The 15,284-nt window shown below is 52.4% G+C and carries 12 protein-coding genes; 3 read left to right on the forward strand and 9 right to left on the reverse strand.

Features of this window, described 5'->3' with window-relative positions; translation table 11 throughout:
- Nucleotides 1-107: 107 nt before the first annotated feature.
- The 5 genes from MKY64_RS17525 to MKY64_RS17545 all read right to left on the reverse strand — a co-directional run bounded on the left by MKY64_RS17525 (nt 108) and on the right by MKY64_RS17545 (nt 6,296).
- A complete protein-coding gene (locus MKY64_RS17525; protein WP_036721461.1) occupies nt 108-1,466 on the reverse strand; it encodes a hemolysin family protein in 1,359 nt (452 codons plus the stop codon).
- An 18-nt stretch (nt 1,467-1,484) separates the two neighbouring features.
- On the reverse strand, nt 1,485-2,624 hold the full coding sequence (gene yfkAB / locus MKY64_RS17530) for a radical SAM/CxCxxxxC motif protein YfkAB (protein ID WP_339255043.1): 1,140 nt from the start codon (nt 2,622-2,624) through the stop codon (nt 1,485-1,487).
- 169 nt (nt 2,625-2,793) lie between these two features.
- Nucleotides 2,794-3,900 carry an HD-GYP domain-containing protein gene (locus tag MKY64_RS17535; protein ID WP_036721458.1) on the reverse strand — a complete coding sequence of 369 codons (1,107 nt, stop codon included), beginning with the start codon at nt 3,898-3,900 and terminating at the stop codon, nt 2,794-2,796.
- Nucleotides 3,901-3,959: 59 nt separating this feature from the next.
- The gene (locus tag MKY64_RS17540; protein ID WP_209872766.1) at nt 3,960-4,781 is read right to left on the reverse strand and encodes an undecaprenyl-diphosphate phosphatase; all 822 of its coding nucleotides are present in this window, start codon (nt 4,779-4,781) and stop codon (nt 3,960-3,962) included.
- 75 nt (nt 4,782-4,856) lie between these two features.
- Nucleotides 4,857-6,296: a bifunctional metallophosphatase/5'-nucleotidase gene (locus MKY64_RS17545; RefSeq protein ID WP_036721453.1), complete on the reverse strand. Its 1,440-nt coding sequence runs from the start codon at nt 6,294-6,296 to the stop codon at nt 4,857-4,859.
- Between the two features lie 152 nt (nt 6,297-6,448).
- Between MKY64_RS17545 and moaD the strand changes: the two genes are divergently transcribed.
- Both moaD and MKY64_RS17555 read left to right on the forward strand, forming a co-directional pair.
- The gene (gene moaD, locus MKY64_RS17550; RefSeq protein WP_036721451.1) at nt 6,449-6,697 is read left to right on the forward strand and encodes a molybdopterin converting factor subunit 1; all 249 of its coding nucleotides are present in this window, start codon (nt 6,449-6,451) and stop codon (nt 6,695-6,697) included.
- A 159-nt stretch (nt 6,698-6,856) separates the two neighbouring features.
- Nucleotides 6,857-7,897, forward strand: coding sequence for an HD-GYP domain-containing protein (locus MKY64_RS17555; protein ID WP_036721450.1), 1,041 nt, complete (start codon nt 6,857-6,859; stop codon nt 7,895-7,897).
- 113 nt (nt 7,898-8,010) lie between these two features.
- On the opposite strand, the gene MKY64_RS17560 is transcribed toward MKY64_RS17555, so the two are convergent.
- On the reverse strand, nt 8,011-9,873 hold the full coding sequence (locus MKY64_RS17560; protein ID WP_340954657.1) for a beta-glucoside-specific PTS transporter subunit IIABC: 1,863 nt from the start codon (nt 9,871-9,873) through the stop codon (nt 8,011-8,013).
- Nucleotides 9,874-10,103: 230 nt separating this feature from the next.
- Nucleotides 10,104-10,949 (reverse strand): BglG family transcription antiterminator LicT, encoded by an 846-nt coding sequence (gene licT, locus MKY64_RS17565; protein ID WP_340954658.1) that lies wholly within the window; start codon nt 10,947-10,949, stop codon nt 10,104-10,106.
- A gap of 266 nt (nt 10,950-11,215) precedes the next feature.
- On the opposite strand from licT, the gene MKY64_RS17570 reads away from it, so the two are divergent.
- On the forward strand, nt 11,216-11,464 hold the full coding sequence (locus MKY64_RS17570) for a DUF7667 family protein (RefSeq protein ID WP_340954660.1): 249 nt from the start codon (nt 11,216-11,218) through the stop codon (nt 11,462-11,464).
- Between the two features lie 93 nt (nt 11,465-11,557).
- Here the strand turns inward: MKY64_RS17570 and MKY64_RS17575 are convergent, their stop codons facing one another.
- Together MKY64_RS17575 and MKY64_RS17580 are read right to left on the reverse strand one after the other, a co-directional pair.
- Nucleotides 11,558-13,426 carry an ABC transporter ATP-binding protein gene (locus MKY64_RS17575; RefSeq protein ID WP_340954663.1) on the reverse strand — a complete coding sequence of 623 codons (1,869 nt, stop codon included), beginning with the start codon at nt 13,424-13,426 and terminating at the stop codon, nt 11,558-11,560.
- Nucleotides 13,423-15,192: an ABC transporter ATP-binding protein gene (locus tag MKY64_RS17580; protein ID WP_340954666.1), complete on the reverse strand. Its 1,770-nt coding sequence runs from the start codon at nt 15,190-15,192 to the stop codon at nt 13,423-13,425. Before MKY64_RS17580 ends, MKY64_RS17575 begins: the two co-directional genes overlap by 4 nt.
- Nucleotides 15,193-15,284 lie beyond the last annotated feature (92 nt).

Here is a 15,284-nt window from a genome sequence, read left to right on the forward strand (position 1 = left end):
GCCCAATAAAATCGCCCTAAGCAACAAAAAAACAGGGACCCCAAAAGCCCTGCAAACCGGCTTCTGAAGTACCCTGCTCTATTAAAAAATACGAGTTACACTTCTGCTTACTCCTTCTCCTCTTCCACGGCTTCCGCATCCTCTTCGGACTCTGGCGGCGGCTCGCGGTGGATGTTGATCCGGGTGATCCGCAGCCGGGTGGACTCCTCCACCTCGAAGGTGACATCGCCTACCACAACTTTCTTGCCCTTAGACGGATTGCCCTCCAGCTCCTTGAACAGCCAGCCGCCGATGGAATCCACCTCGTCATCCTCAATCACGACGCCTGTGAGATCGTTGACGTCTTCAATCAGCATCCGGCCCTCTACGGAGATGTAATCGCCGTTACGCTCTACGCTGGGGCGTTCATCCTCGAACTCGTCATGCAGATCGCCGACGATCTCCTCCAGAATCTCTTCAGCGGTCAGCAGCCCCGCCGTTCCGCCGTACTCGTCAACGACCAGCGTCAGCTGGGCCTTGTTCTTCTGCATCAGCCGTAGCGCATGGCTGATCTCCATCGATTCCGGCACGTTCAGAATCGGCCGGACCAGGGAAGCCAGATCATTCTGCTGCTCCGGCGGGGCGAACAGCAGATCCGTAATATGGATGAAGCCGATAATCCGGTCCTTGTCCTCGAAGGCCACCGGATAACGCGAATGCTTCGTTTCCGTAATGATCCGCATGTTCTCCTCCAGCGGAAGATTGCTGTACAGTACATCCATATCGGTACGCGGCAGCATCACCTCACGGGCCAGCAGGTCCGAGAATTCGAAGATGTTATCCATCAGCTTCATCTCATCCTGATCGATCACCCCGCTCTTCGCGCTCTGATTCATCAGAATGCGGATTTCCTCCTCCGAATGGGCAGCCTCGGCTTCACTGGCCGGCTCCACGCCGAACAATCTCAGCAGAGCGTTCGCTGACGCATTCAGCACCCAGATGAAGGGCAGAAACAGATTATAGAAGAACATCAGCGGAGCGGACAACAACAGTGCTGACCCTTCCGTTTTTTGAATAGCCAGAGATTTCGGTGCCAGTTCTCCCAGCACAATATGTAAAAAGGTAATAATCGAGAAGCCGATAATCACAGATACCGTTGAGATTAGCGTCTGGTCAGTAACACCGATCTGGTACATCAGGGGCTCCACCAGCAGCTCCGAGATCGCCGGTTCCCCGACCCAGCCGAGTCCAAGGGAAGCGAGTGTGATCCCGAACTGGGTGGCCGACAGATACGAATCCAGCCGCTTGTTGACCTTAAGCGCATATCCCGCCATTTTGTTCCCTTCGCTGACCAGCTGGGTCAGACGGGACTGTCTGACCTTAACCAGCGAGAATTCCGCCGCAACAAATACACCATTTAATAATACGAGCACCAGAACGAGCAAAAGATTAAGCACTAATCTTCCTATTTCAAATTCCGTATGCACTATAATAACGCCCCATTTCTACAAGGTGATCGCTTTTCTGGTTTTGAAATCGACCCCGGGATAATACATATCGGCCACGAGCAGGTTAGGCCCGCAGCAGCCTGCCGCATCACAGTAACAATTCACTTGCTGATTCAAGGGATGCTTAGTCTGCCACTCCGTGAAAATGTCATCCAGCTTCGAGTCGCTGATATTGCCAAAGGCGGATATGTCGGCGAAGTCTGTTACAAAGACATCGCCCGTGAACAGGTTGACATTGACCCGGTTTCTTCCGTCCGGATCATTGCGCAGCGTTACATTCTTCTCGCTGCGCAGTCTGCTCAGCAGCTGCTGGTCTTCCTCCAGGAAGCTGCAGGCGAAGAACGGCAGCGTGCCGAACAGCATCCACATCTCCGGGTCACGATGGTCAAGGAGGGAATGAATAGCAGTATTCATCTCCCGGAGCGACAGCACAGGCAGCTTCGAGGCGAAGCTGGATGCGTACATCGGGTGTACCTCATGCCGTCTAGCCCCCATGTCCCCGATCAGCCGGTGAATCTCGGGAAGCTTGGTGTGTGTACGATAGTTGATCATCGACTCGGCAGAGATCAGCATTCCGTCGCTGCTCAGCCGGCGGGAATTCTCCAGCATCGTATCATACAGCCGGTAGGCGGCCTCCTTCGAGACCGGGTGCCCGCTGTTCGCGAAGCCCACCTCGTGGAAGTCATCGCCGTTCACATAATTGAACGAGATATGCATGACATCCAGGTAAGGGAGCAACTGCTCATAACGGGAATACGGCATGGTCAGATTGGAGTTGATCTGCGAACGGATGCCCCGCTCCCGCGCATATTTCAGCAGCGGTACGATGGTATTCTCCACCGTCCCGGCACGGAACATCGGCTCCCCGCCCGTAATGCTGATAGTCTGCAGGTGCTCTACCTCGTCCAGACGCTTCAGCATCTTGGTTAAAGGCAGCAGCTCTCCCTCTTTCATCGTAAGACTGTCGCCGACGGCGCAATGCTCGCAGCGCATATTGCATAGATTCGTGACCGTCATCTCTACACTGGTCAGCACATGCTGCCCGTATTCGCGGAGTGAAGTAATCGGATCCCATGGATCGTACTCCGGCGACAGCTCTTTTACAGGGATTATAGATGATGGCTCTAATATACTCATTTCTTAATGCTCCTTTAATGCTTATTCCTTATTATTAACCCAAAACAAAAGAAAAAGAACGATAACTTAAGCTATATCATACCACGACTACTCAAAAAAACAGCAAGGCGGAGAATACAGCTCCGCAATTCCTGCAGATACCCTATTCTCTCCTCGCTGCGCAGAACACCTATCCGGTACTTTTCACTACAGGTTCTCCCCCGTCTGTCACATCCACAATGACTACAGAGAGGGCTTTGCTGAGATCACGCTCATAGGGGGTAACCGTTTCGCCTTCGGGTCCATTCAGCACCCGGACAACAGGCCGATGTGGTGTGCTGGGGTCAATCTTGACCACCACGCCACTCTCGCCGGAGCTGAGCTTCACCGTAAGTCCCAGCGGATAGATGGCCACGCGGTCTCTGAATAACTCCAGTTGCTTCTGCTCATACAAAGTTCCTGAGCCGACATACAGCGCTTCTACCGCCTGATGGGGCAGCATGGCTTTTTTGTAAATCCGGTTGGAGGTCATCGCATCATAGGAATCGGCGACCCCCAGCCATTTCGCATATTCATGGATCTGCGGACCCGTCAGGCCGCGCGGATAGCCGGAGCCGTCAATCCGTTCATGATGCTGCAGGGCACAGTGGGCCGCCAGCAGAGGAATATTCGGCTCTTCCTTGAGAATGCGGTATCCGATCTCGGTATGCGCCTGCATATGGCGGAATTCCTCCTCGCTGAGCATACCGGGCTTCTGAACAATTTTGACAGGAATCTGCGTCTTGCCGATATCATGCAGCAGCGCACCAAGCCCAATGACCCGCAGCTCTTCTTTGCTGTAGCCGTGGGCAATCCCCAGCACCAGCGTATACAGGCATACGTTCAGGGAATGGACATACAGGTAGTTATCAGCGGTGTGCATGTCAAGCAGCATGATCATCGGGTCCTCCTGCAGGGACATGTCATCAAGGATGGAATCCATCACCTTGGAGAACTTCTTATCCAGATGATAAAAGCCCTTGGTAATTCCCGAGGCGCCGGACATCTGCTGGAACTGGTTCCGGATGACCTTGAGCGCCTGATTGCGCGTCTCGTCCTGCAGCATTCCGGGGATCACAATATCCTCCGTGAGCGAATCCTCAATATAGATATAGCCGATATCGATTCTGGCGAGCCGCTTGATCAGGGAATCGGTAAGCTCCACTCCGTCCGCAAGCAGAACCAGCCCTTCATCATTATATATTTTTTTACCCAGCTTCATTCCGGCCTGAAGCCGATTGACGGATACTAGACGCACCTTGGCTCACTCCTGCCTTTAAACGGTAAAATTGCTTTTCTGTGATGCCAAGCTGAGAATCAACGCATAATAAACAGCCAGAAGGCGGCTGCAAGGATAAAGCGGTAGATGGCAAAATGCGTCGGTCTGATCTTCTGGATCATTCTCATGAACAGAACTACCACCACATAAGCCACGATGAAGGAAATAATGAAGCCGATGACAAAATACCCGATCGTCTCACTCGTGAAATTCTTGTAGGAATCCAGCAGCTCATACCCCGAGGCCGCGCACATAATCGGAATCGCGATGAGGAAGGAGAAGTCGGCCGAGGCCTTGTAGCTCACTCCGCTCAGCATCCCCCCGGAAATGGTCGAGCCGGAACGGGAGAAGCCAGGCCAGAGGACGGAAATAATCTGGAACAGTCCGATCGAGAGTGCCTGCCCGTAGGACAGATCATCCAGATCATGCGCCGTCACGCGGATCTTGCGTTTGTTGACCCATTCGGCAATGATCATCAGAATACCGCCTGCGACCAGCGCCCAGAGGACGGTGGATGCCCCGAAGAGGCTTTTAATGAAGTCCCGGGCAAAAAAAGCTACAGCAAGCGCAGGCACAATGCCCAGCAGCACATGAATCAGGTTCAGACGGGCTGCCGGCATTACGCCCCCTCTGTCTCTGCGGCCGAATCCGAGCAGATCCACAATCCGCTGGCGGTAGACCAGCGCAATCGCCAGTATAGCCCCCAGTTGAATCACAATTTCATACGTCTTCATAATCGAATCCTGCTCGTTAAATCCCAGAAGCTTAGTCGTTAGAATCATGTGTCCCGTCGAAGAAACCGGAATGAACTCCGTGATTCCTTCCACAATTGCCAGAATAATGGCTGTAATTGTATCCATATTACTCCTCCTGATCTAGTCAATGAAACCTGGTACTGTGTTAACTATCAATTTAATAAAACATGGTGTGGATCATCAGGTGGATTGCCTCTCCCAGCGAACCGCTTCACACTCATCCAGACTCCCCGGCCGCTGCAGCTCCATCCGCAGCAGATCGCGGAGGAAATGAGGCAGCAAATATACCGCCTCCCGGCCATTGGCTATACTCTCGTAGCCTGTACGGAACGTAAACATATCCAGCGTGCCGACACTATATACCTTGGTATCCTCCAGCTGCTCCCCGCCGGCAAAAATCGCAATACCGTTATCATAAGGCATGACCCTTGGATCGTACAAGATTTTTAATCCGTCCACGGCCAGGGTGCCCAGCACCTCTCCGCGGAAGCCATATCCGTAGATGACTTTATTCCGGAACTCTGCCATCAGACTTTGTTCAAGTGCGGTGCGGATATCCTTGCCTGTCAGCTGTACAATACAAGGATTAATCGGAGAAGGACATAAGGCATGCAGCATGCCTGTGGTGATATTCCCTTCCGGCAGCGGGCCAAGCAGCTGGCCTGTATTCACGAGCGAGATGGGACTGCCTGTGAACTGGCGGACCGCCTGTGCCAGCAGGTTGCCAAACGGAGACTCCCCCTGCAGATCCAGCGGCAGCATGCGGTCGCTGATGGCAACCGTCTCCTCCAGGGCCTCACGCCCGCGCAGCAGATGGATCGCTGCCGCCGGAGCGATCAGCTCCTCCGTCAAGGCAGGATCAACTTCCGTGCAGCCTCCTTCGGCCAGGTGAAACGCTCCGTCCGGCTGTTCCCGCTCGAAGACCACCCGTCCGGCGTACCGGCCGAATTTGCCGGCTCCGCATACGGCTGTCCCGTTAATCATCTGCGGCTGCTCCAGCATATGGTGGGTGTGCCCGCCCAGAATGGCATGCACGCCCTCCAGGTTCTCTGCCAGCCTCTGGTCTGCGGGTAACCCCAGATGTGACAGAATGATCACGATATCCACCTGCGGGGCAAGCAGCTGAACCTGCTCGCGCAGCGCCTCTTCCGGGTCCAGCACATCCCAGCCGAGCAGGGAATAGAAGGAGGTGAACGCCGCCGTAGCACCGGTCAGTCCAATCTTGATGCCGTCCTTCTCCAGAACCGCGCGGCGCTGCATCCAGTGCGGCGGCTCACCGGTAGCGGACTCCAGGAAATTGCAGCATACCACAGGACACTGGATACCTGTAAATATGGCTGAGAGCATCTCCTTGGAGAAGGTGAGGCCTTCGTTATTGCCGATGGTGACTGCATCGTATCCGGTCAGATTCATAATGTCTATGTTGGCCTGTCCCATCGTGCCTTCCGTCTCTACAGCAGCGCGGTCCATATGATCGCCGATATCAAGCAGCAGCACCGGATCCTCGCCTGCCGCTGCCTTCATTGCGGATATCACTGCCGCAAGCGGACTCATCATTTCAAAGTGGCTATGTATATCATTGGTATGAATAATGGTTAATCTTTGCGGCCCAGGCTTCATAAGCTGGCTTCCCTCCCACTTGTACAGCCGTTTATAAAGTAAGCGGCAGGCTTGTTCAGTTCTAGAGTTAGCATAACATTTTCAGACCCAATATGGTATATTGTAATCATTATAAGCTGTCCTAAGCTAAGTCCAGAAAGGGTGAAGAAAGCATGCATATCTCCATCCGGCTGTTCGCCGGTCTGGCCGAAATCATCGGCTCCTCCACTCTGGTCTTCCACGCCCAGGAGTCCCCTTTGACAGCAGGCAGGCTGAAGGAACTCCTCTCCGCCTCCTATCCCGATGCCGCGCCGCAGATCAGCGTGTCTCTTGTAGCCGTTGATCAGGAATATGCGCCTGATGATACGGATATTACCGAAGGTTCAGAGGTGGCCTTCATTCCGCCCGTATCCGGCGGTTAACCGGACCGTTCCCCTTCCGCGAATCTGCATAGATACACAACAGGGTAGGACCAGCGGGTTGCACAATCTGCAAGCTACAATCAGTACTCTTACACCATTGAATATTGCGGACTTTGTTGCTATGCTGTAAAAAATTGCTATAGTAAGGTGGCCTAGTCATTGAGAGTACACGTGATGGATCTTAAACCGGGTGATCATCTGCGGATGGATACCTTCAGCTCCCGCGGGCTGCATGTACTCCCTAAGGGATCACGGCTGCAAATGGAGGAAATCGCCAAGCTGATACAGCACGGCGTGGATTATGTAGACATTGAAACGGTACAGGAAGAGCCCGCCCCTTCCAGCCGGACATCAATCATTCAGGCCGCAGCCAGCAGCTTCGATACCACGATTGACGGTTTTGAATCTCTATATATGGAAGCGCTCAGCAAAGGCAGCTTCAATCAGTCCGTAGTGGATGATATTCTGCAGCCGACCTTGTCCACGCTGGACAAACATAAGGACGTAGTGACACTCCTGCTGCTGCTGGACCGGGAAGATAACTATACCTACAATCATTCCCTGCAGGTAGGCATGCTCTCGTATTATCTTGCCTCGTGGCTCGGATATTCCAAGACAGAGTGCTACGAGATCGGGCGTGCGGGATACCTGATTGATATCGGCAAATGCCGCATCTCCCCCGCAATTCTGAATAAGCCTGGTAAGTTAACCCCTGATGAATACGAAGAGATCAAATTACATACGATTTACGGGTACGAAATCATACAGAACTCCATGAACGATCCTTTCACTGCTCTGGTTGCCCTGCAGCATCATGAACGCGAGGACGGCTCCGGCTATCCCAAGCAGCTGACCAAGACAGATATTCATCCTTACGCCCAGATCGCAGCCGTTGCGGATATTTACAGTGCCATGACCACTCACCGGGTCTATCAGTCCAAGCAGGAGCTGATTTCCGTTCTGCGTGAGATCAACTCCCTCAGCTTCGGGAAGCTGAACGGCAAACCGGTCCAGGCCTTCATCAATCACCTGATGCCTAACTTCATCGGCAAGCGCGTTCTGCTGAGCACCGGTGATATGGGTGTTATCGTGATGAACAACCCGCTGGATGTCTTCCGTCCGCTTGTACAGAGCGAAGGCAAGTTCCTTGACCTGTCCCGCGAACGCAAAATTGCCGTCGTTGAGATTTATATGGAGTAGAGAGATTTCCTCTACGCAAAATAAATCAAGCAGCCCCTCCTGCGTTACCGCAGAAGTGCTGCTTGAAGTTGAATACCAACAGAAGCCTCCCCCGGCCGGGGGAGGCTATCCTTTTATCGGATAAGTGTAAGCAGCAGCTCACCGCTAGGCACTTCTGTCCCTGTGCTCTTAAGCACATCAAGGTATTGTGCCGAGTTGGTGACAATCACAGGCGTGGCGGTTACAAATCCGGCTGCACGGATGGCTTCAAGGTCAAATTCAAGCAATAGCTGACCCTTGACTACCTTGTCGCCTTCCTGCACTTTTTTGGTAAAATGCTGACCCTTAAGCTTCACGGTATTGACACCGACATGAATCAGCAGCTCCGCACCGCTCTCCGAAGTGATGCCGATGGCATGTCCTGTCGGGAATACAGTAGTTACCGTTCCGTTCACAGGGCTGGTTAAGATGCCGGAAGAAGGCTCGATTACAATGCCCTTGCCCATGGCGCCGGAAGCAAAAGCTTCGTCAGGCAGGGTGTCAAGCGGTTGCAGCGTTCCTGCCAGCGGGCTTACAATCAGTTCTTTATCAATCAGCGTCGGTGTAGTCGTACCCGAGGTTGCACTTAAGTTAACCGATGCAGCAGCATCTGTCTCAGGCTCCTTGTAGCCAAACACCAGCACCAGTACAGCGGCCAGTACAAATGCTACCAGTATACCAATGACTACCCAGACAAATCCGGTACCGAAATAGGTCGGCAGAGCCAGCAGACCCGGCAGTGAGAAGGATAATGCTCTTGCGCCGCCTGTTGCAATAATTGCACCGCCGATAGCGCCGGAGATACACGCATAGATGAACGGTTTTTTGAGCTTCAGGGTAACTCCATAAATGGTTGGTTCAGTAATCCCGAAGACCGCAGATAGTGTAGAAGAACCGGCGAGTGCCTTAAGCTGCGGGTTCCGCGATTTCAGGAATACACCGAATACAGCCCCGGCCTGCGACAGAACGGCCGCACTGAGAATAGGCAGCATGGTATCCTGTCCCAGTGTAGCAATATTGCTGAGCATGATCGGTACGAAGCCCCAGTGTACACCGAAGATTACGAACACCTGCCAGAACGCCCCAGCTATGGCTCCGGCCACAAGCGGACTTAGATTGTAGAGCCAAGTATAACCGGAAGCGAGTCCCTCACTGATCATTGAACCTACAGGTCCGAAGGCCAGGAACGTAAGCGGAATAACAATGAGCAGTGCGAACATGGGAACAAGAATATTCCGCACGGACTCATGAATGAAGGAACGGAACCAGCGTTCCACATACGACTGCACCCATACCGCCAGAATAATCGGGATCACGCTGGAGGAATAATTGATCAGTACGATCTTGATCCCCAGGAAGTGCAGCGGGTCAGGTGAGCCTACAGCCGCAATGACTGCGGGATAGATCAAGGCTCCGGCTATGGCAATGGACACGAATTGATTTGCCTTGAATTTGCGCGCTGCCGTAACCGCCAGGAAGACAGGCAGGAAATAGAACACGCTGTCGGCAGCCGCATTGAGGATCATGTATGTGCCGCTGGCAGCACTAATCCACTCCAGTGACAGAATCAGGGCCAGCAAGCCCTTGAGAATCCCCGCCCCGGCCAGTGCACCCAGTATCGGCGAGAAAATACTTGAAATGATGTCCACCGCTTTACCCAGAACTCCGGTGCTTTCCGAGCTTTCGTCACTGCCGCTTTTCTCCGCATCCTGAAGCGAGGTTTCCTTCATAATCTGCTCGAATACCTGGCTGACATTGTTGCCGATGACCACCTGGAATTGCCCGCTGTTCTCAACCACTGTAATGACTCCCGGAGTCTTCTCCAGCGCTGCTTTATTGGCTTTGCTGTTATCCTTCAGCTTGAATCTTAAGCGTGTGGCACAATGGAAGACGGAATTCACATTCCCTTCTCCGCCAACGAGTGTGATAATTTGTTTGGATAAGTCTTTATTGCTCATTTGGGTTTGCTCCTTTTGAGATCTGTAATATAAGCATCGCTGCAGAGGCGAGTTGTGCCAGCCCTTCTATCTTTCCCCTCTGCAAACAAGAAAAACCTGAACTCAAGGCAAAAAAGGCGTAGAACACACGCTATTTTGCCATCAGCTCAGGTTTTGCCTGCATGACCAGTTACACCCTGACAGATGATATGAAAATATATGAAATATTGTAGTCTTACGTATGTTGCGTGTTACTCCAGGCTATTGCGTTCAGTTACACGCTGAATGTGAATCGTCAAATAGACATATTCATCCTTACTGAGGCTCTGGCCATGGGATTTCTCCAGATATTCATTGATCTTGCCAACGCATTCGAAAGCCTTGACATAGGTTAGCCTCACCTGGTTGTAGAGGAACTCTTCCCCGCTGTTATTGGTCTCCTTCTTCAGCACCCGCATGGAAAAATACTGCAGATGGGTCAGGAACCGCGAGTAGTTAAGCGAGGTCTCGTCCAGCACCACCTTATAATGATAGGTAACGATGTTCAGAATGTTCTGGACGATCTCCGTCATCTTGATCGTCGATCTTACCTCGGTGCCATCCATTCTGGCGTTAACCAGGTGAAGGGCAATGAAGCCGGCTTCATCCTCACCCAGCGAGAGGCCGGTGGTCTGTTCAATCATCTTCAGGGCATCCAGCCCGATCCCGAATTCCTTCCGGTAAAAGCGCTTGATCTCAAACAGCATCGCATTCTTAAGCTGAATCCCCTTCTCAAAACGCTCCAGCGCGAAATGAATATGATCCGTCAGCGTCAGATAGAGATTATCGTTCAGCTCTGTATGCAGCACTTCATTGGCGTAGGTGACGATGCCGCTGGCCAGCTCCAGGTGAGCTACCGGAATATCATTCAGCAGTTCAGTCAGCCGGGCAGTGAATTCATTCTCGTTCAGCAGAAAAATCTTATCCACCTTGGCAGGATCAACATAATCCCCCGCCACCTTATTGAAGGAAATCCCTCTGCCCATCACAATAACCTCCTTGCCCTTCTGGTTCTTGGTCAGGAGCACATTATTGTTCAGCACCTTCTCGATAATCATCTCAATTTCACCTCCTGACGCATAGTTTGTACAAAAAAAGCCTAAGTTGATCCCAATATCATTCATAAAATGATACTCGCATCAGCTTAGGCATTGCCCGCGTTACCGGTCACAATCCTGTATTACTGTTATTGTAGCATAAATAAAAGCGATTTCAAGAACTTTTTTTATTCTAAAGATCTGAATATTCATATTAGGCTTCATTCCGGTTTGAAACCGTATTTCCTGGGTCACGCTAATAGAAGACAGTAATACAAGGAGGAGATATGATGCTTGCGGTTCATCAGCGCCTTGCCGAGCTATATACCCTTAGTCAGAAGCGTCCGCTGGCTCCGGCGGAGCAAGACGAGCTTCAGCACTGCCTGCATGTCAACACCGTCTATTGCTGGGAAATGGCCCGCCTCCATATCGAAGCTCTGTTGGCAGAGGGTACTCAAGATACCGGATGGCAGCAGGAGATCAGCACGCAGCTGCTGGAGGTCCGGGTAAGCGGGAAGCCGGGAAAACGGCCTTAACGGGAAGGAACTCTACGCTCCCCCTTATCATTCCAGACGCAAAAAAAACAGCAGCCCCTCCCCCACATCGGGGCCAGGCTGCTGCATGTGCTTCTATAAGAAGCGGAACTGTGCTTCTATTAATCCGTTATAAATACCGTCGTGTTTGGTCAGCTCGGCATGGTTGCCTTCTTCCTTGATCTCGCCGTGATCCAGCACCACGATCTTATCCGCATGGCGGATGGTCGAGAGGCGGTGGGCGACGATGAAGGAGGTCCGGCCCTGAAGCAGCAGCTTCAGCGCTTCCTGAATCTTGATCTCCGTCTCCGTATCAATGCTGGCGGTCGCTTCATCCAGAATCAGAATCCGCGGATCGGCCAGCAGCGCCCGGGCGAAGGACAGCAGCTGGCGCTGTCCCATGGACAGTGCGCTTCCCCGCTCCTCTACTTCGGTATCATAACCGGCAGGCAGCTTGACGATGAAATCATGGGCGTCTACAGCCTTAGCGGCCGCTTCAATCTCTTCGTCCGTGGCATCCAGCCGCCCAAAGCGGATGTTGTCGCGGATCGTTCCCGAGAAGATGAAGGTATCCTGCAAGACAATCCCGATCTGTTCGCGCAGACTCTGGAGTGTAACCTCGCGGATATCCCGTCCATCAATGGTGATGCCGCCGCTCTTGATATCATAGAACCGGCCGATCAGGTTGATGATCGTGCTTTTGCCGGAGCCGGTATGTCCTACGAGTGCAATGGATTGGCCTGCGTGGACATCCAGATTAATGCCCTTGAGTGCCGCACGGCCCTTCTCATATTCAAACACAACATTATCGAAGTGAATATCTCCCTTAATCTTGGACAGCGGGGTTGCTCCCGGCTTATCCTGAACCGCAGGCTGTTCGTCGAGATATTCGAAGATCCGCTCGGAGGAGGCCATCGCCACCAGCAGCTGATTGTACATCTGTCCCAGCCGGTTGATCGGGTCCCAGAAGTTGCTGACATAACTGCTGAAGGCGACCAGGAAGCCGACCGTAAGCTCTCCCGACTGAATCAGGTAAGCCCCGAACCAGAAGAGAATCATCGTCCCGAAGCCGCCGGTGACTTCAATGATCGGACCGAATGCCTGGTTCATGGCTGAGGCCTTGTTCCACGACTTCCGGCTGTCCATATTCATGGCATCGAAATAGTGCATGTTCTCTTCTTCCTGCGTGTAGGCCTGGGTGACGCGAATCCCCTGAATCGACTCATTCAGATGGGAGTTGATCCGCGAGTTCTTCATACGCACATCCTGCCAGGCAATACGGATTCTCTGCCGCAGCTTGGTCGAGATCAGGAACATAAGGGGCACCGTAATCATCACAGCCAGCCCCAGCTTCCAGTTGATCAGCAGCAGAATTATCATAATGCCGAACAGTTGCACACAGTCAATCATTAGATTGACAACCCCGTTGGTGAACAAATCCTGCAGCGAGTTGATATCATTCGTCACCCGGACCAGGACTGATCCGGCCGGACGTTTATCAAAGAAGTTGAAGGACAGCTTCTGGATATGCCGGAACAGGTCCGAGCGCAGGTCATAAATCACCCGTTGGCCGATCACATTCGTATATTTGATCCGGTATACGCCGGCAATCCATTGAATCAGATACAGAATGATTACACTGGCTGTTAATGTGTAGAGCAGCGTCAAGCTGGTGTTTCCGTCTTTTGGAGCAATCGCTTTATCAATCGCCATACTGGTCAGGAATGGAACCGTCAGCTTGGTAATCGTCCCCAGAATCATCATGATCGAGACCAGCGGCAGCATCTGCTTCGCATATGGCTTCATATAGCTGAATAAGCGGGTGAACTGCTTCCAGTCAAAAGCCTTGTCGATCACATCATCGTCTTTGTAGATAAAACGTTCTTCAAGCGTCTGTTCTTCAACCTTACTGTTGTCGGTATTTAATACGCCGTCAGCGGTCTGCTTGGAGGTCTCAAGACTCATGCCGGATCACCCGCCTCTCGCTTCATATCCCTGGCTAAATAATCGGCATACTGAATCCGGTACACATCCTGGTAAGGTCCCGGGACCGCAATCAATTCCTGATGGGTGCCCTGCTGGACCATTCTCCCTTCATTCATGACAATGATCTGATCGGCATGGCGCAGGGAGGAGATCCGGTGGGCAATAATCAAGGTGGTCCGTCCGCGCATAACCTCCTGGAACCCGGCCTGAATCTCATGCTCTGTCTCCATGTCCACCGCACTGGTGGCATCATCCAGAATAAGAATCCGCGGATTCTTGAGCAGTGCGCGGGCAATGGCAATCCGCTGCTTTTGGCCGCCCGAGAGACCCATTCCCCGCTCCCCGACTACCGTATCGTAGCCTTCCGGCATCTCCATAATGAAGTCATGCGCCTTCGCCAGCTCGGCGGCACGGATGATCTCATCCATGCTGACATTCTTCAATCCATAAGAGATATTATTGCGGATCGATGAGGAGAACAGGAAGGTTTCCTGGAATACCGTCGATATTTGCGAGCGCAGACTACGGACCTGGAACTCGCGGATATCCACGCCATCGAGCTTGATACTGCCCTGATTCACATCATAAGCACGCATCATCAGCTGGGTAATCGTGGATTTACCGGACCCCGTTCCGCCAAGGAATCCAATGACCGCACCAGGCTCCGCATGGAAATGAATATCCTTGACTGCCGGCATTTTGTTGCCGTAAGCGAAGGTGACATGATCGAACTCCACCTCACCCTTCACTTCTGCCGCTGCAAGCTCGCGGGCATTCTCTTGATCCCGGACATCGATTGTCTGATTCAGCACTTCCAGCACACGTTCTCCAGAGGCCTTCGACTGGGTATAGTTGTTGATGTGGAACCCGAGTCCCCATACCGGGCCGATAATGTACCAGATCAGGCTGAAGAACGCAACCAGCTCACCCAGCGACATCTTCCCGTTGATAACCAGCGTACCGCCGACACCCAGCAGGATCGCTACACTGACCGAAGCCAGCAGCTCCATGAACGGGAAGAATTTACTCCACAGCTCGGCCGCAAAAATCTGATTATCTTTATAACGTTCATTACGGTGTGAGAATTTCTCAACTTCGTAGGCCTCTCTGGCAAACGATTTGACCGTTCTTACCCCGGTGACATTCTCCTGTACAGCCGTTGTCAGGGAACTTAACGCCAGGCGCATCTCCTGAAAGGCCGGATGAATCTTGGATTCAAATCTGAGTGCGACTACCGCCAGAAACGGCATTGTGATCAGAGTAACCAGCGTCAGCTGCCAATTGATGGTAAACATCATAATGGAGCCGAACAAAACCATGAAAAACACATTCAGCAGTTGGGCAAATCCGAAGCCAATGAACATCCGGATCGCTTCCAAATCCCCGGTCAGCCGGGACATCAGGTCACCTGTCTTCGCCGTATCATAATAACGGAAGGACAGAAATTGCAGCTTCTCATAGCAGGCATTGCGCAGTCGGTAGGCCAGGAAATTCCCCAGCCGTCCGCCGAAAAATCCATGGGCAAACTGCAGGCACGCCTTGACAATAATGACAGCAAGCACACTGAGAGCGAGTACGGGCACCTCAGTAAACTTTAGGGGAACAATAACATCATCGATCAATCTCCTTAACAAATTGGGGGTAATAAGCCCCACTGCAGTTGCGGCCGCCAAACATACAATCGACAGAATCAGATAGTGCAGCTTCTCCCGATAAAAGCCCCGCAGTTGCCTGAGAACATCCATATCTCTCCTCCTTAAAGCTTTACGAAGTAAAGCTGGCTCCGTAAGCATAAACTTAGCTTTACGAAGTAACCTGCTCCGTAAGCATAAACTTA

The sequence above is a fragment of the Paenibacillus sp. FSL R7-0210 genome, from assembly GCF_038009085.1.
GTDB lineage: Bacteria > Bacillota > Bacilli > Paenibacillales > Paenibacillaceae > Paenibacillus_AQ > Paenibacillus_AQ silagei.

Coding starts and splice junctions, on each gene's coding strand:
- yfkAB (WP_339255043.1), bottom strand. CDS start 2,624: ATGAGTATATTAGAGCCATCATCTATAATCCCTGTAAAAGAGCTGTCG.
- MKY64_RS17540 (WP_209872766.1), bottom strand. CDS start 4,781: ATGGATACAATTACAGCCATTATTCTGGCAATTGTGGAAGGAATCACG.
- MKY64_RS17545 (WP_036721453.1), bottom strand. CDS start 6,296: ATGAAGCCTGGGCCGCAAAGATTAACCATTATTCATACCAATGATATA.
- moaD (WP_036721451.1), top strand. CDS start 6,449: ATGCATATCTCCATCCGGCTGTTCGCCGGTCTGGCCGAAATCATCGGC.
- MKY64_RS17560 (WP_340954657.1), bottom strand. CDS start 9,873: ATGAGCAATAAAGACTTATCCAAACAAATTATCACACTCGTTGGCGGA.
- licT (WP_340954658.1), bottom strand. CDS start 10,949: ATGATTATCGAGAAGGTGCTGAACAATAATGTGCTCCTGACCAAGAAC.
- MKY64_RS17570 (WP_340954660.1), top strand. CDS start 11,216: ATGATGCTTGCGGTTCATCAGCGCCTTGCCGAGCTATATACCCTTAGT.
- MKY64_RS17575 (WP_340954663.1), bottom strand. CDS start 13,426: ATGAGTCTTGAGACCTCCAAGCAGACCGCTGACGGCGTATTAAATACC.
- MKY64_RS17580 (WP_340954666.1), bottom strand. CDS start 15,192: ATGGATGTTCTCAGGCAACTGCGGGGCTTTTATCGGGAGAAGCTGCAC.